The organism is Streptomyces sp. ISL-98, from assembly GCF_018614055.1.
Classification (GTDB): domain Bacteria; phylum Actinomycetota; class Actinomycetes; order Streptomycetales; family Streptomycetaceae; genus Streptomyces; species Streptomyces spiramyceticus.
Map to the genome: position 1 here is coordinate 43621 of NZ_JAGGPB010000001.1, position 19226 is coordinate 62846.

The 19226-nt window shown below is 71.4% G+C and carries 22 protein-coding genes; 10 read left to right on the top strand and 12 right to left on the bottom strand.

Going from position 1 to position 19226, the window contains the following annotated elements:
- The first annotated feature begins 81 nt into the window (after positions 1–81).
- The 6 genes from J7I98_RS00220 (at position 82) to J7I98_RS00245 (ending at position 5539) form a co-directional block, all read left to right on the top strand.
- The gene (locus tag J7I98_RS00220; protein ID WP_214914147.1) at positions 82–735 is read left to right on the top strand and encodes a TetR/AcrR family transcriptional regulator; all 654 of its coding nucleotides are present in this window, start codon (positions 82–84) and stop codon (positions 733–735) included.
- Positions 732–1718 carry a DEDDh family exonuclease gene (locus J7I98_RS00225; protein ID WP_214914150.1) on the top strand — a complete coding sequence of 329 codons (987 nt, stop codon included), beginning with the start codon at positions 732–734 and terminating at the stop codon, positions 1716–1718. The genes J7I98_RS00220 and J7I98_RS00225 overlap by 4 nt, the downstream gene beginning before the upstream one ends.
- Before the next feature lie 64 nt (positions 1719–1782).
- Positions 1783–2016, top strand: coding sequence for a hypothetical protein (locus J7I98_RS00230; RefSeq protein WP_214914153.1), 234 nt, complete (start codon positions 1783–1785; stop codon positions 2014–2016).
- A gap of 71 nt (positions 2017–2087) precedes the next feature.
- Positions 2088–2930, top strand: coding sequence for an SURF1 family protein (locus J7I98_RS00235; protein WP_214915522.1), 843 nt, complete (start codon positions 2088–2090; stop codon positions 2928–2930).
- Positions 2931–2979: 49 nt separating this feature from the next.
- Positions 2980–4779: a glycoside hydrolase family 15 protein gene (locus tag J7I98_RS00240; RefSeq protein ID WP_214914156.1), complete on the top strand. Its 1800-nt coding sequence runs from the start codon at positions 2980–2982 to the stop codon at positions 4777–4779.
- Positions 4780–4783: 4 nt separating this feature from the next.
- Positions 4784–5539, top strand: a complete 756-nt coding sequence (locus J7I98_RS00245; RefSeq protein ID WP_214914159.1) for an SDR family oxidoreductase — start codon at positions 4784–4786, stop codon at positions 5537–5539.
- A gap of 254 nt (positions 5540–5793) precedes the next feature.
- Here J7I98_RS00245 and amaP read toward each other — a convergent pair whose 3' ends face one another.
- The 5 genes from amaP to J7I98_RS00270 are packed head-to-tail and all read right to left on the bottom strand — an operon-like array spanning position 5794 to position 8145.
- Complete coding sequence (gene amaP / locus J7I98_RS00250) at positions 5794–6372, bottom strand: alkaline shock response membrane anchor protein AmaP (protein WP_214914162.1); 579 nt, start codon at positions 6370–6372, stop codon at positions 5794–5796.
- A 7-nt stretch (positions 6373–6379) separates the two neighbouring features.
- Positions 6380–7033 carry a DUF6286 domain-containing protein gene (locus J7I98_RS00255; protein ID WP_214914165.1) on the bottom strand — a complete coding sequence of 218 codons (654 nt, stop codon included), beginning with the start codon at positions 7031–7033 and terminating at the stop codon, positions 6380–6382.
- Complete coding sequence (locus tag J7I98_RS00260; protein WP_214914167.1) at positions 7030–7446, bottom strand: Asp23/Gls24 family envelope stress response protein; 417 nt, start codon at positions 7444–7446, stop codon at positions 7030–7032. The genes J7I98_RS00255 and J7I98_RS00260 overlap by 4 nt, the downstream gene beginning before the upstream one ends.
- 6 nt (positions 7447–7452) lie before the next feature.
- On the bottom strand, positions 7453–7644 hold the full coding sequence (locus J7I98_RS00265; RefSeq protein ID WP_214914170.1) for a hypothetical protein: 192 nt from the start codon (positions 7642–7644) through the stop codon (positions 7453–7455).
- Between the two features lie 45 nt (positions 7645–7689).
- Positions 7690–8145, bottom strand: a complete 456-nt coding sequence (locus J7I98_RS00270) for an Asp23/Gls24 family envelope stress response protein (RefSeq protein WP_214914173.1) — start codon at positions 8143–8145, stop codon at positions 7690–7692.
- Positions 8146–8238: 93 nt separating this feature from the next.
- On the opposite strand from J7I98_RS00270, the gene J7I98_RS00275 reads away from it, so the two are divergent.
- Entirely contained in the window at positions 8239–8937 is a 699-nt protein-coding gene (locus J7I98_RS00275) for a hypothetical protein (protein ID WP_214914176.1), read from the top strand.
- A 283-nt stretch (positions 8938–9220) separates the two neighbouring features.
- On the opposite strand, the gene J7I98_RS00280 is transcribed toward J7I98_RS00275, so the two are convergent.
- From J7I98_RS00280 to J7I98_RS00295, 4 genes are all read right to left on the bottom strand, one after another.
- A complete protein-coding gene (locus J7I98_RS00280; RefSeq protein ID WP_214914179.1) occupies positions 9221–10012 on the bottom strand; it encodes an enoyl-CoA hydratase/isomerase family protein in 792 nt (263 codons plus the stop codon).
- Between the two features lie 128 nt (positions 10013–10140).
- On the bottom strand, positions 10141–10362 hold the full coding sequence (locus J7I98_RS00285; protein WP_006123601.1) for a helix-turn-helix domain-containing protein: 222 nt from the start codon (positions 10360–10362) through the stop codon (positions 10141–10143).
- Positions 10363–10726: 364 nt separating this feature from the next.
- Positions 10727–12325 carry an ABC-F family ATP-binding cassette domain-containing protein gene (locus tag J7I98_RS00290; RefSeq protein ID WP_214914182.1) on the bottom strand — a complete coding sequence of 533 codons (1599 nt, stop codon included), beginning with the start codon at positions 12323–12325 and terminating at the stop codon, positions 10727–10729.
- A 99-nt stretch (positions 12326–12424) separates the two neighbouring features.
- Complete coding sequence (locus J7I98_RS00295; protein ID WP_308377602.1) at positions 12425–13177, bottom strand: hypothetical protein; 753 nt, start codon at positions 13175–13177, stop codon at positions 12425–12427.
- Between the two features lie 237 nt (positions 13178–13414).
- On the opposite strand from J7I98_RS00295, the gene J7I98_RS00300 reads away from it, so the two are divergent.
- Positions 13415–14308 carry a neutral zinc metallopeptidase gene (locus tag J7I98_RS00300; protein WP_214914185.1) on the top strand — a complete coding sequence of 298 codons (894 nt, stop codon included), beginning with the start codon at positions 13415–13417 and terminating at the stop codon, positions 14306–14308.
- Between the two features lie 89 nt (positions 14309–14397).
- Positions 14398–14799, top strand: a complete 402-nt coding sequence (locus tag J7I98_RS00305; RefSeq protein WP_308377604.1) for a VOC family protein — start codon at positions 14398–14400, stop codon at positions 14797–14799.
- Between the two features lie 7 nt (positions 14800–14806).
- On the opposite strand, the gene J7I98_RS00310 is transcribed toward J7I98_RS00305, so the two are convergent.
- From J7I98_RS00310 to J7I98_RS00320, 3 genes are all read right to left on the bottom strand, one after another.
- Complete coding sequence (locus J7I98_RS00310; protein ID WP_308377606.1) at positions 14807–16159, bottom strand: hypothetical protein; 1353 nt, start codon at positions 16157–16159, stop codon at positions 14807–14809.
- 265 nt (positions 16160–16424) lie between these two features.
- The gene (locus J7I98_RS00315; protein WP_214914215.1) at positions 16425–17552 is read right to left on the bottom strand and encodes an alpha/beta hydrolase; all 1128 of its coding nucleotides are present in this window, start codon (positions 17550–17552) and stop codon (positions 16425–16427) included.
- Positions 17553–17608: 56 nt separating this feature from the next.
- Positions 17609–18292 carry a class II aldolase/adducin family protein gene (locus J7I98_RS00320; protein ID WP_214914218.1) on the bottom strand — a complete coding sequence of 228 codons (684 nt, stop codon included), beginning with the start codon at positions 18290–18292 and terminating at the stop codon, positions 17609–17611.
- A 177-nt stretch (positions 18293–18469) separates the two neighbouring features.
- Here J7I98_RS00320 and J7I98_RS00325 point away from each other — a divergent pair, with 177 nt between their 5' ends.
- Entirely contained in the window at positions 18470–19210 is a 741-nt protein-coding gene (locus J7I98_RS00325) for a lysozyme (protein WP_214914221.1), read from the top strand.
- Positions 19211–19226: the final 16 nt, after the last annotated feature.

The following is a 19226-nucleotide window of genomic DNA, read 5'->3' on the forward strand; positions in this document are numbered from 1 at the left end:
CTTCGTCGGTAGCCTGTAACACAGTTACACCGAGGGCGATGAACGGTAAAGAGCCGTGCACGTACGAGAATTGGGGGCTCCATGGCACGCACCGCCCTGACCCGCGAAGAGGTCCTCGAAGCCGCCGCGGCTCTCGTGAAACAGCACGGCCCGGCGTCCCTCACCATGCGCAAGCTCGCGGCCGAGCTGGGCACCGCGGTCACCTCGATCTACTGGCACGTCGGGAACCGCGAGTCCCTCCTCGACGCGCTGGTGGAGCGCACCGTGCAGGAGATGGGCGCCATCCGCCCCACCGGCCGCACCCCGGCCGCCCGCATCGTCTCCGTCGCCCGCACACTCCGCCGAGAACTGCGCGAGCGCCCGCACCTGATCGCGATGGTCCACGAACGCGGCCTCACCGAGCGGATGTTCCTGCCCGCCCAGCAAGCCCTCGTCCACGAGGTGCACGCGGCGGGCCTGCGCGGCGCGGCCGCCGCCGAGGTCGTACGGGCGGTCCAGTTCCAGGCCGTCGGGCACGTCCTCGTCGAACGCAATCGCGAACGCGCCCCGATCCAGCACCCGGGCGAGGACGAACTGTGGGACGCCGAGACCGCGGAACACGACCCGGCGCTGGCCCGCGCGCTGGCCCGCCCCGCCGATTCCGAACGCCTCTTCGTCAACTCCGTGAGAGCTCTGGTCGATGGTCTGCTCACCCGGGATGACCGGGCTGTCAGTGGGGGCCCGTATCCTCAGTGACCATGCTCGAAGACCACTCGACAGCAGCGCCGTGGCCGACCGCCTACCCAAAGGGGTACGCGGTCGTCGACGTGGAGACCACCGGACTCGCGCGCGACGACCGGATAATCTCCGCTGCCGTCTACCGGCTGGACTACCGGGGGGACGTCGAGGACCACTGGTACACGCTGGTCAACCCGCAGCGCGACCCCGGCCCCGTCTGGATCCACGGACTGACCAGTGACGTCCTCGGCGGCGCTCCGCTCTTCCCGGAGATCGCGGCCGAGCTGTCCGAGCGGCTCGACGGGCGGGTGCTCGTCGCGCACAACGCGATGTTCGACTGGTCGATGATCGCCAGGGAGTACGCGCGCGCCGAGCGCACCGCACCCGTCCAGCAGCGGCTGTGCACCATCGCGCTCTCCAAGGAGCTCCGGCTCCCCCTGCCCAACCACAAGCTGGAGTCGCTGGCCGCGCACTTCGGCGTCGTACAGCAGCGGGCGCACCACGCTCTCGACGACGCGCGCGTGCTCGCGGAGGCGTTCCGGCCGAGCCTGCACGCGGCGGCGCAGGGCGGCGTACGACTGCCGCTACTGGAGTGCCGACCGCTCACCGAATGGTCGGATTCGCCTGCTACACCCCGAATTGGATACCAGGCGTCGTACGGAGGATCAGGCAGCCCGGCGAGCTGGCGCCCGTCGCGCAAGCGCCCCGCCTGCCCTTATCCGAACCCCGGACGGTACGAACCGGGGAAGCTGCTGAAGCAGGGGATGCGGGTGGCATTCTCCGGGGACACCTCCGTGGACCGCGAGCTGCTGGAGGACCGGGCGATCGAAGCCGGGCTGCACGTCGCGACGAGTGTGTCGCGGCTCACGAGTCTGCTCGTCACCAACGACCCCGACTCCGCCACGTCCAAGACGGTCAAGGCCAAGTCCTTCGGCACCCCCGTCGTCGACGAGGCCGCCTTCACCCAGCTGCTGCGGGACGTGACCCCGGCAGACGGGTGATTGCCGGACGACTCGCCCGGCGACCGCTCGCACCGCCGCCGCCCGCCGTCCCACCCTGTGGCGCATGGCACGTTGCGAAGTATGCGGAAACGACTACGGCATGTCCTTCGAGGTGCACGCGCAGGGCGCGGTGCACGTCTTCGACTGCTTCTCCTGCGCCATCCACCGGATGGCACCCATCTGCGAGCACTGCCGGTGCCAGATCATCGGCCACGGCGTGGAGGCGAACGGACACTGGTACTGCTGCGCGCACTGTTCGCGCGCGGAGGGCAAGGTGGGCATCGTCGACCACGTCTGAACCGGCTCCACCGCCCGCCTCGTCCGCCCCCTCCCTCCGGACACCCCATGGCCGAGTTGTACGGTCATGGGGTGTACCGCTTCCTGTTGTCCCGGCAGTGGGTGATCCTCACCCTCCTGATGCTCGCTCTCATCCCCACGATGACCGAGCTGGGGTTCTGGCAGCTGCACCGTCATGAGCACCGGGTCGCGCAGAACAAGCTGATCGCCGACAACCTGACGGCGAAGCCCCTCCCTGTGGGCGACCTCACCTCCCCCGGACACACCGTCCCGCGCGCCGACTACTGGCGCCGGGTGACCGCCACGGGGACGTACGACACCGCGCACGAAGTCGTCGTACGCCGCAGGACCTCCGCCGACGACAGGGTCGGCTACCACGTCCTCACCCCCCTGGTCCTCGGCGACGGCCGCGCGGTGCTCGTCAACCGCGGCTGGATCCCCTTCGGCGCCGACCAGCAGGCCTTCCCCAGGATCCCGGCCGCACCCAAGGGCGAAGTGACCGTCACCGGACGCCTCAAGGCCGACGAGACGACGGCCGGCAGCGGCATCAAGGACCTGAGCGGACTGCCGCCCCGGCAGATCATGCTGATCAACAGCGAGCAGCAGGCGAAGACCCTCTCCCGGCCCGTCCTCGGCGGCTACATCGAGCAGACCGAGCCCGTCCCGGCGGGCCCGAAGCCCGAGCTCATCCCCTCCCCCGACGCCGACTCCATCGGCCCGCACATGGCGTACGCCGTCCAGTGGTGGCTCTTCGCCGCGGCCGTGCCGGTCGGCTGGGTCGTTCTCGTACGCCGGGAACTGCGCGACCGGGCGGAGGCCGCGGTAGCAGGCGACGGCGGTACCGGCGACAGCGGCGGCGACGGTGGTGCGGGCGGCGGCGACGCACAGGCGGAGCCCGCCGCGGCGAACGCCTGACCGTAACCGCACCCGCTTAGCCCCCCGCCCACGCGGGAACACGGTTGGCGTGACCCAACTCATCGAGGACTACGCGCTCATCGGGGACCTGCAGACGGCAGCGCTGGTCGGCAGGGACGGCTCCATCGACTGGCTCTGCCTGCCCCGCTTCGACTCGGCGGCCTGTTTCGCCGCGCTGCTCGGTGACAAGGACAACGGCCACTGGCGCATCGCCCCCAACGGCGCGGGCAACTGCACCCGCCGGGCCTACCGGGGCAACACCCTCGTCCTGGAGTCTGTCTGGGAGACCCGCTCCGGCACGGTCAAGGTCACGGACTTCATGCCGCAGCGCGACAAGGCCCCCGACGTCGTACGGATCATCGAGGGCATCTCCGGCACGGTGTCGATGCGCTCCACGCTCCGGCTGCGCTTCGACTACGGCAACATCGTGCCGTGGATGCGCCGCTCGAAGGGCCACCGGGTGGCCGTCGCGGGGCCCGACGCCGTATGGCTCCGCAGCGGTCCCGAGGACCGGGTGAAGACGTGGGGCCAGCAGTTCAGCACCTGCTCGTCGTGCACCGTCACCGAGGGCGAGCGGATCGCGTTCGTCCTCACCTGGCACCCGTCGCACGAACCGCAGCCGGAGTTCATCGACCCCTTCGAGGCGCTCGAGCACAGCGTCGAGGACTGGGAGGAGTGGTCGTCGCGCTGCCGCTACGCCGGCCCGTACGCCGAATCCGTACAGCGCTCCCTCATCACCCTCAAGGCCCTGACGTACGCCCCGACCGGCGGCATCGTCGCCGCCCCCACCACCTCGCTCCCCGAGGAGATCGGCGGCGTCCGCAACTGGGACTACCGCTTCTGCTGGCTGCGCGACTCCACCCTCACCCTCAGTGCCCTCGTCTCCGCCGGCTACCTCGACGAGGCCGCCGCCTGGCGCGACTGGCTGCTGCGGGCGGTGGCGGGCGACCCCGCCGACCTGCAGATCATGTACGGGATCTCCGGCGAGCGCCGGCTTCCCGAGGTGGAGCTGCCGTGGCTGCGCGGGTACGAGGGGTCCGCCCCCGTCCGTATCGGCAATGAAGCCGTCAAGCAGCTCCAGCTCGACGTGTACGGAGAGGTCATCGACTCCCTCCACCTGGCCAGGTCTTCGGGCCTGGTCGCCAAGCCGCACGCCTGGAACCTGCAGCTCAGCCTGCTCGGCTTCCTGGAATCCACGTGGCGCGAGCCGGACGAGGGCCTGTGGGAAGTCAGAGGGCCGCGCCGCCATTACGTGTACTCCAAGGTGATGGCGTGGGTCGCGGCCGACCGGGCCGTACGCGCCCTGGAGGAGCATCCGACACTGCGCGGCGACGCCGACCGGTGGCGGGCGATGCGCGACGAGGTGCACCGGGAGGTCTGCGAGAAGGGGTTCGACCCGGAGCGCAACACCTTCACGCAGTCGTACGGCTCCACCGAACTGGACGCCGCCACGCTGCTCATCCCCCGGCTCGGCTTCCTGCCGCCCGACGATCCCCGGGTCCTCGGCACGATCGAGGCGGTACGGACCGGGCTCGCCCACAACGGCTTCATCCGCCGCTACACCACGGACCGCAGGGACCGGATCGCGGTCGACGGGCTGCCCGGCTCGGAAGGGGCCTTCCTGGCCTGCTCGTTCTGGCTGGTCGACGCGCTGCGGCTGACCGGGCGCGAGAAGGAGGCCTGCGAGCTTTTCGAACGGCTGCTGTCGCTGCGCAACGACGTGGGGCTGCTGGCCGAGGAGTACGACGCGGCCACCGGGCGCCAGCTCGGCAACTTCCCCCAGGCCTACAGCCATATCGGACTGGTCGTATCGGCCCTCGCCCTGACGGGGGAAGAGACGGCAGGATAGCCCCATGGATCTTGAACTGAAGGACCGCGTGTACGTCGTGACCGGAGCCAGCCGTGGGCTCGGCTTCGCCTCCGCGCGGCAGCTGACGGACGACGGCGCGAAGGTCGTCCTCACCGGCCGCGACGAGAAGGCGGTCGCGGACGCCGCCGCCGAACTCGGCCCGAACGCGGTCGGTATCGCCGCGGACAATGCCGACCCGGGGGCTGCTGAGCGCCTGATCGGCGCTGCCCGTGCGCACTTCGGGCGGTTCGACGGCATCCTCATCAGCGTCGGCGGGCCTGCGCCGGGCAGCGCCGCCGACAACACGGACGAGCAGTGGCAGGCAGCCTTCGACTCCGTCTTCCTGGGCGCGGTACGGCTGGCACGCGCCGCGGCTTCCTCGCTCACGGAGGGCGGAGTCATCGGCTTCGTCCTGTCCGGCTCAGTCCACGAACCCATCCCCGGCCTCACCATCTCCAACGGCCTGCGGCCGGGCCTGGCCGGCTTCGCGAAGTCGCTCTCCGTCGACCTGGGCCCGCGCGGCATCCGCGTCGTAGGCCTGCTGCCTGGCCGCATCGACACGGACCGGGTGCGCCAGCTCGACGCGCTCTCGGGAGACAGCGACGCGGCGCGGGCGAGGAGCGAGTCCCGCGTGCCGTTGGGCCGCTACGGGAGGCCGGAGGAGTTCGGCAGGGCGGCGGCGTTCCTGATGTCGCCCGCGGCGTCGTACGTGACGGGCGTGATGCTCCCGATCGACGGCGGCGCACGCCACGGCTTCTAGCCCCCTCCTTTTTACGTGCGGCGGACTCCGTCCGCCGGGCCGCGGGTGCCGGGCCGCACCCGCAGGCCGGTGGGCGGTGCTCCCGGCCTGCGGCCGGTCCTGCCCCACCCCGCCCACCCGTGCAGGGGCCGATGGGGCGGTGAGCGCCTCCGGTGGGCGGCTCAGCGCCGTTGGCGGAGGACCGGGCAGCGCCCCGGTTTCAGGAAGGGGCGGGGTGGGGGAAAGTTACCGGCGGCGCGCGGACGCGTTCCGCGTCAGGTCACGCGCTGGGCGCGGTGTTTGACCTCTCGCAGGCGGATCTCCGCCGGCAGCGTCTCCAGGCCCGCCGAATCCCGCGCCCGGGCCAGCGCCTCCCGCGTAACCCCCGACAGCGCCGCCGCCGGTTCCGCGTACGGCGCGAGGGTCAGGGTGATCCGGGCCCGTGGCATGGTCCGGCGGCCCGTCAGCCTTACGCGGGCCCGCTCCACCCCCTCCACCGCCTCCGCATCGCTCGCGAGCACGGCCTCCAGCGCCCGCCCCCGCAGCAGCGCCCCCTCGCCGTCGCCGCTGTCGACCAGCACCTCCGCCAGCCGCGACCGGCGCAGCTGGGCCAGCAGCCACCACAGTGCGAGCAGGACCACCGCGGTGAGAACCGCGAAGACCGTGGGCCACCACCACGTCTCGTCCCGCCACCGCTTACGGCCCGACTCGCTCAGCAGTACGTCGTCAGGCCCGTCGAACGGCCACCAGGACGGTACGGACAGCCCGGCTCCGGCGGCGAGCACCGCGCCGCCGACGACGATCAGGGCCAGGCCCGCGAGCCCGAGCAGGACACGGTTGGCCTTCATGGACATCGCCCCGTCACCCCTTCTTGTCCGGGCGGCCGACGTGCACGGACAGCCTCGGCGGGTCGGAGAGGCCGAGCTGCCGGATACCGACGCCGAGCGCGGTGTCCAAGTCGCTGCGTACATCGTCGAGTTGACGGAAGTGGGACACGGCGTTCACGGAAACCTTGGAGCGCCCCACCTGCACCCGCACCGACTGCACGCCGGAGACCTCCATGGCCCGGTCACGCAGCACGAGCGCCGCCGCCGACCGGTCGAGCCCCGCCCGGACGTCCTCCGAGGGCCGCCGCATCGGCAGAATGGCCCGCAGACCGGGCGTGACGGCCAGCACCAGCAGCCACAGGCCGAGCGCCACGGCGACGCCCGCCCCGGTGAATACCCACGTGTCGTCCAGGGGGCGGGTCGCGAGGTCGTCCGCCAGCTCGCGGCGCCAGCGCATCGCGGGGTGTTCGGCCCGTACAGCGGCGATGTCGTACAGCAGCAGGCCGGCCGCGCCGAGAACCACGAGGGCGAGCAGCCCGGCCGGCACCCGGCGTTTGGACCAGAAGCGTCCGGTCTTCCCGTCGTCGTCATCCCCGAGGGTCGGCACCGGGTTGAAGTCCGCGGCGGACGCGGACTGTTCGCGTTCGACGACGGGGATCCGCCGCGTCGTGCTGTCGGGTTCACTCATCGGATCCTCCCGCGGTCCGCGCGGCGTGCCTGGGACGCCGAGTGGAGGCGCTCGACCTGAACCGACACCTCGGGCACTTCCATCCCCGCCAAGGCCTTTACCCGCTGCGCGACTTGGCGACGCACCGTGCCGCACTGCCCGCCGATGTCGGAGGGATAGCCGAGTTCGAGACTGATCCGTACCCGCGCCGTGTCATGGCGCACGGTCACCGCGGCGTGCGGCTCCTTGCCCCGGTCCCTGCCCGGCTGGCCGTCGGGCACCTGGGCGAGCGCCTCGCGCGCCGCCTGTGCGGCGATCTTCGCGACGACCCGGTCGGCGATACGCGTCGCACCGCGCTCGGCCGCCGCGACCCGGCCTGCTGGGGCCTCCCCGGCCGGGACTTGACCATCAGCGACCCGACCGGCGGCGTCCATCCCGGGTCACCTCTGCCGTTCGCCGCGCTCGCGGACACGGAAGAAGTCGCCGAGTTCGAGGTCGCCGTCGGCGAACCGGCCGAGTACGTAACCGATCGCGCCCAGGGCTGCCACCAGCAGAAAGGCTCCGAAGCCACCGAAATACCCGGCGAAACCGAGCGCCATACCGGCCAACAGGCCGACCACAGCCATGCTCATCCTGCGCTCCTCCTCCTAGTGGGCTGTCCGACTGAAACAGGCGGCCTACTGGATACGTGGCTCGGCCTCTTCCTCTTCCTCGTCGGGCAGCTTCACATCGCTGACCGCGATATTGACCTCGACCACTTCGAGGCCCGTCATGCGTTCCACGGCCGAGATGACGTTCTCGCGTACGGCGCGGGCGACATCGGCGATCGAGACGCCGTACTCGACGACGATCTCCAGGTCGAGCGCTGTCTGCACCTCGCCGACCTCGGCCTTCACGCCCCGGGAGACGGCTCTGGCTCCGGCTCCGGCACCCGGCACGCGGTCGCGGACTGCCCCGAAGGTCCGGGAGAGGCCGCTGCCCATGGCGTGTACGCCGAGTACGTCGCGGGCCGCGAGGCCGGCGATCTTCTCCACCACGCCGTCGGCGATGGTGGTACGGCCACGGGAACCCGGATCGCCACCGCCCCGCTTGGTCACGGAGGTCTTCTTGGTCTCGTCGCTGGTGTCAGTCATCGCCGTTCGTCCCTTCCGAGCGGTACTGGACTCCATTGCCCAGATTAGGTTCGGTTGCCCGATCTCGCGCCATGAGTGCGGCAGGCTGGAGGAATGGCACCTGACGGATTGACTCGGGCAGTACGGCAGCGACTGGGCCTGGGCAGGCTGCTGCCGCTGGGTAGGGCGGCGGACGGCGCGTGGCTGGCGGAGCAGGCGGCGGACTCGGTATTGCGGCGCGCGGCGGGGGAACTCCCGGGGGTCGCCCTGGGGGCACTACGGATCGGGCTCGCCGATCCGGAAACGGTCGAGGCCCCCGCCGTACCGCCGCCGCCGGGGGCCCTGCCGCCCGGGCCGCTGCGTATCGATGCGGACTTCGCGGCCACGGCGGACGAGCCGCTTCCGCTGACGGCGGAGGGGCTGCGCGAGGTGTTGTGGGAAGTGGCGTCGGGCCGGCTGGGGCTCGTGATCACGGAGGTGGACCTGCGGGTGACGGACCTGCTCGATGCGGGGCCGGGGGGTGCGGCGCGGGACTCTGCTGCGGCCGCGGCTCCTCCGGAGGAGGGAGAGGCGGGGCCGCAGGCCGGTCCCCTGGCCGGCATCGCCTCGGCAGCGGCGGCCGCCCCCGGGGTGGGGCGGCTGACCAGCACGCTGGGGGCGCCGGTGCATGTCGCCGACGGCCATGTCCGGGTGGAGCTGGCGACGGCAGCGGGGCACAGGCCGCTGGAGGTGGCGCGGGCGGTGCGCGAGGCGGTGGCCCAGGCGCAGGGCGGGGGCGTGACGGTGACTGTGGTGGTGACGGGCGTCGACTGAACGGGGTGCGCCTGCGGCGGGCTTTTCCCCTACCCGCGCCTTCCCGGACTGGGGCTCCGCCCCAGACCCCGCTCCTCAAACTCCCCCAAGGACTACGTCCAGGGGGGACCCCCAGGGGCTGGGTATTTCAGCCCGTCCGGCGTTTGAGGACACACCCGAAGGGCGTCCCGGGGTCTGGGGGCTTGCCCCCAGACTCGGGAAAGGGGCGGGTAGGGGAAGGTGCCGCAGGCAACCCGGCGCCGCGCACCGCACCCAGCAGCACGCACCCGCCCGCTACCCGAACCTAATCCGCAAGCCCCGCCAAGTCACGCAGCCTGCGCGCCTGCGCCGCCCGCTCCGCCACCCGCTGCTCCTCGTACGTACGGTCGGACGCCCCCCGCAGCAGCGCCTTCGTCTCGATCACCGCATCCCGCGGCGCAGCCAGCAGCGCACCCGCCAAGTCACGTACCGCGCCGTCGAGTTCCTCGGCGGGCACGACGAGGTTGGCGAGGCCAATACGCTCCGCCTCCGCCGCGTGGACAAAGCGTCCCGTGGCGCAGATCTCCAGCGCGCGGGCGTACCCGACGAGGCCGGTCAGCGGGTGCGTACCGGTGAGGTCGGGGACGAGACCGAGGCTGGTCTCGCGCATGGCGAACTGCACGTCCTCGGCGACGACCCGCAGGTCGCACGCGAGGGCGAGCTGGAAGCCCGCGCCGATGGCGTGGCCCTGTACGGCGGCGACGGTGACGAGGTCATTGCGCCGCCACCAGGTGAACGCGTCCTGGTACTCGGCGATGACCTTGTCGAGGTCTTCGTCGGAACCACGTGCGAGATCGAGGAAGGACGGCTCACCGTCGAACCCCTCGGGGGTGAACGCCTGCCGGTCCAGGCCGGCGGAGAAGGACTTGCCCTCGCCGCGCAGCACCACGACCCGCACGTCGCCCGGAAGTGACCGTCCGGCTTCTGTCAACGCCCGCCACAGAGCGGGAGACTGAGCGTTGCGCTTGGCCGCATTGGTCAGGGTCACCGTGGCAACAGCGTCTTCGACGGTGAGTCGTACGCCGTCCTTGTCCAGCACAGGGTCGAGCGAAGCCATGTGGCGCCTCCGGTTCGGGTGGCAGTCGGGCAGTGCAGATAAGTGACTGCACAGTAACCACCCGGGCGATCGTGCGACCGACCGGGTGGCCACCGCCGAAACCGGTGAGCCGAGTCCGCCTGCGACCGTCAGGCCGAAGCGGCCTTCTTGCCTCGCGTCGCCCCGCCGCGTCCCCGCAACGTGACTCCGGACTCGCTGAGCATCCGGTGTACGAACCCGTAGGAGCGGCCGGTCTCTTCGGCCAGCGCCCGGATGCTCGCACCGGAGTCGTACTTCTTCTTCAGGTCTGCCGCGAGCTTGTCGCGCGCGGCGCCGGTTACCCGGCTGCCCTTCTTAAGAGTCTCGGCCACCCGTGCCTCCTCAAGGAAGTGCGCTCTGGACTCTCATGATCACCCCTCCAGGGCTTCCTGGCCACCCATTCGGCAAGGTCCGTACAACAACGTTCCCGGACAAGAACCGCCCGCCACAAGTGGAATCAAGGGTTCCGCACGTCTCGGTTCGTACGGCCGAACGGGGGCACGGAAAGAATCACCAGGTCAGCGCCCCCAAAAGATCAGGGGGACAGAAAGGGCCCGCCCCGCGAGGGACGGGCCGCAATCCGGTGGCTGACACGCCGGGGTACGAGAGCCACTACCTCAGATGAGGGATCACCCGTAGGCCGAATGATCCAGAGGAAGTGGATCAGGAGTGGATCAGAAGTGGATCAGGGGGCACTCAGGCCAGCGCGACGAGGTCCTTGTAGTCCGGACCCCACAGGTCCTCGACGCCGTCCGGCAGCAGAATGATCCGCTCCGGTTCCAGCGCGTCGACCGCGCCCTCGTCGTGGGTGACCAGGATGACCGCGCCCTTGTACGTGCGCAGGGCGCCGAGAATCTCTTCGCGGCTGGCGGGGTCGAGGTTGTTCGTCGGCTCGTCGAGCAGCAGGACGTTGGCCGAGGAGACAACCAGGGTGGCCAGCGCGAGACGGGTCTTCTCGCCGCCGGAGAGGACCCCCGCCGGCTTGTTGACGTCGTCGCCGGTGAAGAGGAACGAGCCGAGCGTCTTGCGTACCTCGACGAGGTCGAGGTCGGGCGCGGCCGAGCGCATGTTCTCCAGGACGCTGCGGTCCGGGTCGAGGGTCTCGTGCTCCTGGGCGTAGTAGCCCATTTTGAGACCGTGGCCCGGGGTCACCTCGCCCGTGTCGGGCTTCTCCGCGCCCGCGAGCAGGCGCAGCAGCGTGGTCTTGCCCGCGCCGTTGAGGCCGAGGATGACGACGCGCGAGCCCTTGTCGATGGCCAGGTCGACGTCGGTGAAGATCTCCAGGGATCCGTACGACTTCGATAGGCCCTCGGCGGTCAGCGGGGTCTTGCCGCAGGGGGCGGGCTCGGGGAAGCGCAGCTTGGCGACCTTGTCGGAGACGCGTACCGCTTCGAGTCCGGACAGCAGGCGCTCGGCGCGCTTGGCCATGTTCTGCGCGGCGACGGTCTTGGTGGCCTTGGCGCGCATCTTGTCGGCCTGCGAGTTGAGGGCGGCGGCCTTCTTCTCGGCGTTCTGACGCTCGCGCTTGCGGCGCTTCTCGTCGGCCTCGCGCTGCTGCTGGTAAAGCTTCCAGCCCATGTTGTAGATGTCGATCTGCGAGCGGTTGGCGTCCAGGTAGAAGACCTTGTTGACGACGGTCTCGACGAGGTCGACGTCGTGCGAGATCACGATGAAGCCGCCGCGGTACGTCTTGAGGTAGTCCCGGAGCCAGACGATCGAGTCGGCGTCGAGGTGGTTGGTGGGCTCGTCGAGGAGCAGGGTGTCGGCGTCCGAGAAGAGGATGCGGGCCAGCTCGACGCGGCGGCGCTGACCGCCGGAGAGCGTATGCAGGGGCTGGCCGAGCACGCGGTCGGGCAGGCCGAGCGCGGCGGCGATGGTGGCGGCCTCGGCCTCGGCGGCGTATCCGCCCTTGGTGAGGAACTCCGTCTCCAGGCGCTCGTACTTCTTCATCGCCTTTTCGCGGGTCGCGCCCTGGCCGGTCGACATGCGCTCCTCGTTCTCGCGCATCTTGCGCAGGACGGAGTCGAGGTCGCGGGCGGAGAGGATGCGGTCGCGGGCGAGGACGTCGAGGTCGCCGGTGCGGGGGTCCTGCGGGAGGTAGCCGACCTCACCGGAGTTGGTGATGGAGCCGCCGGCGGGGGTTCCTTCACCCGCGAGGCACTTGGTGAGGGTGGTCTTGCCCGCTCCGTTGCGGCCGACGAGGCCGATGCGGTCGCCCTTGGCGATACGGAAGGACGCGTTCTCGATGAGGATGCGGGCGCCGGCGCGCAGCTCGATGCCGGAAGCGGTGATCACGGAAAAACTCCAGGGCGGTATGGACGGCGGAAGAAGGGCAGGCGGAGGTGATTCTTCGACGCCGGCTAATGCACAAGGAGAGATGCCATACGGCCCAGTCTAACGGGCGCCCGCAACCACTTTTCTGGCGCGGCCCTCTCCGCCCGGCAGGGCATTGCCGAGCGGTCTGCGGTCGGGCACGATCCGGCCGAGATCGTCGACGGCCACCAGCTCGGTGGTCCAGGCGGCGGTTGGCCCGCAGGGCTGGGCGACCAGGAGCGCGCCGCCGATACGGGCTGTGCGGCGCGGCTCGAAGGCGCATCCGCGGGCGGCGGGCAGCACCCAGCGCAGGTCACCGTCCATGGTGCGGTACGCGGCGATGCGCTGCGGGGTGATGACGGCGAGCATGCCGGAGGCGGGGTCGAGCGACTGCAGGACGTCGGCGGCCCGGCCGGTGCCTCCGGCCGCCAGCCAGCCGGAGAGCCCCGGGACGGCACGGTGCCAGTTGACCGTACGGCCGTGGGTGCGGGCGGTGTCGGTGACCAGACCGTCGCTCCACAGCGCAAAGGCGTGGCCGGGTGCGGGGCGCAGGGCGAGGGGGCGGCGGCCGTCACGGGTGTACGTCCAGTGGCGCCGGCCGGAGGCGGGGTCGTACGCCTCTACTGCCTGCCCCTTCATGCGCAGGGCCGGGTCGGCGCGGACCGCAGGGGTGTGGGCGGTGAGGTGATCGCCGTACGGGGTGGGCCGGATCTGGTGGGCAGCGGTGACCAGGGGCATGGCCAGGGTGGCCGCGGCGAGGGTGAGGGTGATGCGGATGCCTCGGCGGAGGGTCCCGTTCCTGGCTGCCGGTGCCGTCGGCGTACTGGCAGTCACGGTTTCCCCCTTGTGGCGCCGCCCATGGATCAGGGACAGAACGTAGCGGCGGGGATGTGGGGGGCGGGGCCGGGAGCCCGGCCGACACGGTGGTGGGCGTGCGCCGGTCCCCCATTCGGCCCTGTCCCGGTCCCCACCGAACACCCCTGGAACAGGGCGGAAGTGGATGAACTGGCCGATACTCGGCGGAGGGCGGCGGGGCTCCCGTCCCCCGTGGAACAGAGGGTTGGTGGGCCCGTGCGGTTCGACGACGACGCCGGTCCGGACGCCTCCGATGTGCGCCAGGTGCGCGGCAGCCGGGTCCCTGGCGGCAGGGCCACGATCGGCGGTGGCATCGTCGGCCTCGTCGCGCTGGTGCTCGGAGTGCTCTTCGGCGTCGGGCCCGAGCAGGTCGGGCTCTCCGAAGACGATCCGGAAGCGGGCGGTACGTCGTCGTCCCGGGCGCAGGTGCGGCTGAACTGCCGGAAGGGGCGGGACGCGAATACCGACGAGCACTGCCGGATCCTGGCGGTGGTCAACAGCGTGCAGGACCACTGGCGCCGGGAGTTCGTGCGGCGCGGTACCCGGTACGCGGGTGCGAGGCCGGTGTTCTTCGACGGCCGGGCCGGCACGGCGTGCGGTGCGGCCACGTCGGCGGCCGGGCCCTTCTACTGCCCGGGTGACCGGCAGGTCTATCTGGACCTCGGGTTCTTCGACGAACTGCGGACGACGTTCGGGGCCGGCGGCGGCCCCTTCGCGCAGGCGTACGTCGTGGCGCACGCGTACGGCCACCACGTGCAGAACCTGATGGGCACGCTGGGCCGGGCGCGGGACGGCGGGCAGGGCGCGGGCAGCAACGCGGCGAGGGTGGAGCTCCAGGCGGATTGCTACGCGGGGGTCTGGGCACGGCAGGCGGCGCGTACGCCCGAGGAGTCGACGGGGCTGCCGCTGGTCACCTCGCTGACGGACCGGGACATCGAGGACGGGCTCGACGCGGCGGCCGAGGTCGGTGACGACCGGATCCGGGAGCGGTCGCGGGGGCGGGTGACGCCGGAGTCCTGGACGCACGGCTCGGCGGCGCAGCGCCGGCAGTGGTTCCGGCAGGGATTCCGTACGGGGGACATGGCGCGGTGCGACACCTTCGCCCGGTGAGACGTCTCGCGGGGCGTTGTCAGTGGGCGGTGCAAAACTGGGATCCACGTCACATTCGGCGAGACGAGCGAGGAAAGAAGGTGGACCGCGTGACCGGAGCACCGAGCATCTATCCGACGGTTCTGTACAAGGACGCGAAGGCCGCGATCAGGACGCTGAAGGACGCTTTCGGCTTCCGCGAGGTGAGTCTCTACGAGAGTGAGGACGGCTACGTCGAGCATTGCGAGCTGGCGTGCGGCAACGGCGCGGTGATGGTGGGCTCGCACGGCCGGGAGGGGGTTTTTGCCAAGGTCATGGCGAACGCGGGACCGGTCGGTGTGTACGTCGTGGTGGACGACGTGGACGCACTCCATGCGCGGGCCGTGGAGCACGGGGTGGAGATCCTGATGCCGCCGACCGACCAGGATTACGGCTCGCGGGACTTCATGGCGCGGGATGCCGAGGGCAACGTCTGGAGCTTCGGGACGTATACCCCCGACATCGGCGGCTGACTTCCTTCTACGACCCGCCGGTGTGCACCTGGAACGCCGCCCTGCGCACGGCCTTGGCGAGCGCCGGGTCCGGGTGGGCCGCGGCCAGGGCCACCAGGACCTGGACGGTACGGGGGTGGCCTATGGCGCGTACCTCGTCGAGCAGGGCCGGGACGGTCGACTGCACGGCCGCGTCGAGGTGGCGTACCAGCAGCTGTGTCTCACCGTGGTCGGCGACGGCCGCGGCGGTGTCCACCCAGAGCCAGGTGGACTCCTGGCGGGTGAGGACCTCGTGGGCGTCCTCGGGGTCGGCGCCCTCGTGCTCCGCCAGCCACAGGAGGGCGTAGGGGCGCAGGGAGCTGTCCTTGGCGGCGGCGCGCACGTCGGCCTCCGCCGGGGCGCCGACCACGCGCAGCGCCTCGAAGGCGAGCCCGCGCAGCAGGGCGTCCTCGCCCCGGGCCGCTTCGAGGAGTTCGGTGACGGCGCTGGACACGGGGCGGGCGGCCAGCCAGGCGCGGTACTCGGCGCGGGCCGGGCCGGGGGTCAGGCGGGCGCAGCCGCGCAGCATGTCCTCGGCGGACTGCTCGATGTTGCCGGCGGGGCTCTGGGCGGCGACGCAGATCTGCTCCAGCTTGACCCACACCGCCCAGTTGCCGAGAGCGGTCAGGGTGGCGAGTCCGGGCCGGAGGGTCAGGGCGCCGACGGCGGCCATGCCTTCCAGGGCCCAGTCGAGGAGAGGGAGGAGCGGCAGGTCGGGTGCGGGGGGCTCCGCGGGCGTGAGGTGCTCTGCGGGTGCGGCCGGCCCGGGGAACGGCTGGGGGCCGTACGGGACCTCGCAGCGCTCTTCGCGGAGCTCGGCGACGCGCTGCTCCAGCAGGTCCAGGAGGGCCGGTACGTGTACGGGCCCCGCCGACAGCTGAAGGAGGGAGAGAACTTGGGGGACAGCTTCGACGACCTCGGCCACGGAGGTGGTTGCGATGCCGTCGGGTGCGGGGTGGACGATCGACCAGGCGTCGAAGAGCGCGACCCAGCCGCGCAGCACGGCCGCCTCGTCGCGGTCCCAGGCTCTCAGCCGCCAGCCGGGGCGGGTGCGGTCGCCGTGCAGTTCGACGAGTCCGGCGAGCCTGGCCCTGTCCCAGGCCGCGCGTACCTGAGCCGGGGTCAGTGCGAGGTCGGCCGCGGCCTGTTCGACGGCTGCGGCCGAGAGGGCGCCGGCCTGGCCGGGCTCGGCGTGGGACTTTCCGCCACGGAGTGACGGAGATGCCCACCGGGCGACCCGTACGGCGTCGGCGAGCACGATCCTGGCCTGGCGGGCCAGTTCCGCGGGGGGCGGAGTGCCCTCGGGGGGCCTCGGGGCCGGCCGGATACGCCGGTTCGTCACGGCCTGGGGTCCGCCCTGAGAAGTCAGGGGGAGGGAGGCGGTGAGGGGTCGCGGGCGGACAAGTCGGAGCCTGGAGTCGCGCGGGGTACGGGACGTCACGGGGAGCAGTCTCGCCGCTGACGCCCCGAAAGCCCAAACGGAACCGGACTTGCCGTTCAGGGCCGGCGCTGCGGGACTGCGGGGCGGGGTCCGACACCGGGACATTCCGCCCGGGGTGAGGTGCGGCCGTCGTGGCTTTCCCCTTACCCGCGGGGCTGGATCAAGGCTAGATCAAGGGGGTGAGGAAGCGGCGGAGGGTTTCTTCGTAGGCCGTTGGGTTCGCGTTCCACATCGATGCGTGCGGGGCGCCGCGGACCGTGTGGAGGGTGATCAGTTCGGGACGCAGGCGAGCCAGTTCGCGGGAGGGCTGCCACGGGGCCAGGGCGTCGTCCGGGCCGTGGAAGATCAGCGTGGGGACGCTCACCGCCTCGGGGTCGGCCGCTTCGCGCAGGCGGTCGCCGTGCACCCCCGTGCTGCCCTGTACGGACCGGACCGCGAGCGGGAGCAGCGCTCCCGGGATGCGGCGGGCGGTGGCCAGCGCTCGCACCGTGGCTTCCCAGTCCAGCACCGGGGAGTCGAGCACGAGGCCGCAGATGTGGTGGCGCAGCGCGGAGTTCGCCGCGGCGTGCACGGCCATGGCGGCGCCGGTGGACCAGCCGTGCAGGATGACGCGCTGCGCGCCGTACCGCACCGCGTAGCGGATGGCCGCGTCCAGGTCCCGCCACTCCGAGTCGCCGAGGTGGCCGAGTCCCCCGGGCGGCCGTGGGGCTCCGAGGTCGCCGCGGTAGGCGAGGTCCAGGACCGGCAGGCGCTGGTCGTGGAGGAAGCCCATGATGTTCATGGGGTGTTCCCGTGTGGTGCCGAGGCCGTGCACGGTGATCATCCAGGTGTCGCGGATGCCGGGCACGAACCAGGCGGGCAGCGCGCCGAGTTCGCCCAGCACGTCCACGTCGGCGTGGTCGAGGCCGAGCGCGGTGCGCGGGTCGCCGACGTACAGCTGCGGGGTGATCCGCACCTTCGTGCCGGTGCCGAGTCTGCCGTGGCTGACTCGTTCCAGGCGGCGTACGACGGTGTCCGCGGTGTGCGGCACGTCGTTGAGGACGGGGCCGACGACCGCGTGGACTCCGGAGCCTTCGATGCCGTACGTGCCGGGGCGCAGGGACGCCAGGCAGCGGGTCAGCGTGATCTGTCCCGCGGTCGTGGCGTGCACGGTGAGTCCGGGGTCGGAGGGCAGCGGGCGGCCGGGCGATGCGTTGAGCGCGGCGTGGCCGGCATATCGGCCGACCGCGACGGCCGCCGCACCGACGCCGATGAGTGTGGTGACGGCCACTGCCGCCGCTGTCGCCGGACGCATCGCTCCAGTGTCCGCACAGGCGGTGCGCAGGGCCAGTGGGCGGCGCCGTCCGGTCGTCAGCGGGGCTGGCCGTAGCCGCGGAGTTTCTCCTTGACCTCGTCCAGCTGCCCGCTGGAGAGCAGCGAAGGTTCGCGGCCGGGGACGGAACTGGCGGTCAGCCAGAGCCTGCACATCCACTCCAGCTGGGCGGTGCGGTCGTAGGCCTGGTCGAGGGTGTCTCCGTAGGTCACGGTGCCGTGGTTCTGCAGGAGCGCGCCGGTGCGGTCCTCCAGGGCGCGGAGCATGTTCGTGGCGAGCTCCTCCGTTCCGTACGTCGCGTACGGGGCTGTGCGGACGGGGCCGCCGAGGGCCGCGGCCATGTAGTGCACGAGGGGGAGCTCGGAGACGAGGGTGGAGACGGCGGTGGCGTGGACGGCGTGGGTGTGCACGACGGCCCGGGCGGAGGTGTTGCGGTAGACCGCGAGGTGCATGGGGAGCTCGCTGGTCGGTGCGAGTTCACCGAAGACCTGTTTCCCGTCGAGGTCGACGGCGACGGTGTCCCCATGACCGAGGCGGTCGTACGGGACTCCGCTCGGGGTGACCAGGACGAGTTCACCGAGGCGTACGGAGACGTTGCCGGACGTGCCGACGACGAGTCCGTCCGTCACTGTCCTGCGGGCCGCGTCCACGAGGTCGGCCCACGCCCGCTCGATCTCGCGCTCTCGCTCGCCCTGTCGCTCGTCCCGCCGCTGCTCAGCCATGCGGCAGATCCTGCCAGCCGGTGGCGGCGAACTGTAGTACGGAGCCCGGGACTCCGTAAGTCCGCATAAGAGAACTTTTCACCCGCTGGGGCGGATTGGCCGGAGATCGACCGGCATCTGTGGATCTTCCAGTAGCGTCTGCGGCATTTGTCATGCACGTCGCCATCGGGGGGAAATATGGCTCGTGATCACAAACCGTTCCGTCGCGCCCGGATGATCGGGGCAGCCGCCGCCGTCCTCGCCCTGGGGGGCACCGCTCTCGCCGAGATCCCGGCCTCGGCGGCCACCAAGCCGAAGGGGCACGACGTCTCCTCTCACCAGCGGAACGTCGACTGGCGGAAGGCGAAGAGCAAGGGCGCGAAGTTCGTGTACGTCAAGGCGACCGAGTCGCACAGCTACCGCAATCCCTACTACAACCAGCAGTACAAGGGGTCGCGCAATGCCGGGATCATCCGCGGCGCGTACCACTTCGCCGTCCCGGACAAGTCGTCCGGGAAGACACAGGCCTCGCACTTCGTGCGCAACGGAGGCCACTGGCGGGCCGACGGCCGGACGCTGCCGCCGGCCGTCGACCTGGAGCACAACCCGTACGGCAGGAACAAGTGCTACGGGCTGAGCAGGTCGAAGATGGTCTCCTGGATCAGATCCTTCAGTAACGAGGTCAAGCGCCGGACGGGCCGCAGGCCGGTCATCTACACCACCACGCTGTGGTGGAACGAGTGTACCGGCAAGAGCCGGGCGTTCGGTTCGAATCATGCGCTGTGGCTCGCCCGCTACAACGCGTCACCGGGCCCACTGCCCGCGGGCTGGTCGTACTGGACGATGTGGCAGTTCGATAACGGCAGCGGAAGCCTGCCGGGTGATCAGAATCTCTTCAATGGGTCGATGGCCCAGCTCAAGAGGTTCGCAGGGGGCTGACGGCCCAGGAAATCGC